An 838-nucleotide genomic window follows, 5' to 3' on the forward strand; every position below is an offset into this window, starting at 1 on the left:
GTGCTGACCATCACCGGCTACGATGCCAGCACCCAAACGCTGACCTACTCGTACACCCTCGCCAATGCTGAAACCCACAACAGTGGGCAAAACGAGCTGTCCGAAGACTTCCACGTGGTGGCCACCGATACCGATGGCGACAGCGACGACGCCTGGCTGAACGTGCGCATCGAGGACGATGCCCCCACTGCCCGCGACGACAGCGCCAGTGCCAGCGACCACCAGCTTACCGCCACCGGCAATGTGCTCAACAACGACACCCTGGGCGCGGACTACCAGCAAAACCCGGTGACCGCGCAAACCGTGCAAGGCACCTACGGCAGCCTGGTGCTCAATGCCGACGGTACCTACACCTACACGGTGAACACCGACATCAACAAGCTGATCGCCGTGGGTGCCAGCGCCACCGACAGCTTCAGCTACACGGTCACCGACGCCGATGGCGACACCAGCACGGCGAAGCTGAACATCACCGTGGGCAACGAAAACGACGGTGTGACCGTGCTCGACCTGGGCACCGACGGCGGCGAGCAGAAGGTCTACGAGGCCAACCTGCCAGACGGCTCGAACCCGAACGCCGCCGCGCTGACCCAAACCGGCAGCTTCAGCGTGGATGCCAAGGACGGCTTGGCCACCCTGGCCATCGACGGCAAAACGGTAATCGAGAACGGCCAGTTGGTGCTGACCACGGTCACCGGCCAGTTGGGCAATGTGCTGACCATCACCGGCTACGATGCCAGCACCCAAACGCTGACCTACTCGTACACCCTCGCCAATGCTGAAACCCACAACAGTGGGCAAAACGAGCTGTCCGAAGACTTCCACGTGGTGGCCACCG

The 838-nt window shown here is 62.8% G+C and carries 1 protein-coding gene; it reads left to right on the plus strand.

Translation table 11 applies throughout. From position 1 onward, the window contains the following. On the plus strand, positions 1-838 hold an 838-nt coding region (locus tag HAQ05_RS27885), incomplete at both ends, for an Ig-like domain-containing protein (RefSeq protein ID WP_190427616.1).

Origin of the sequence: Pseudomonas typographi (assembly GCF_014694385.1) — a bacterium.
Taxonomy (GTDB): domain Bacteria; phylum Pseudomonadota; class Gammaproteobacteria; order Pseudomonadales; family Pseudomonadaceae; genus Aquipseudomonas; species Aquipseudomonas typographi.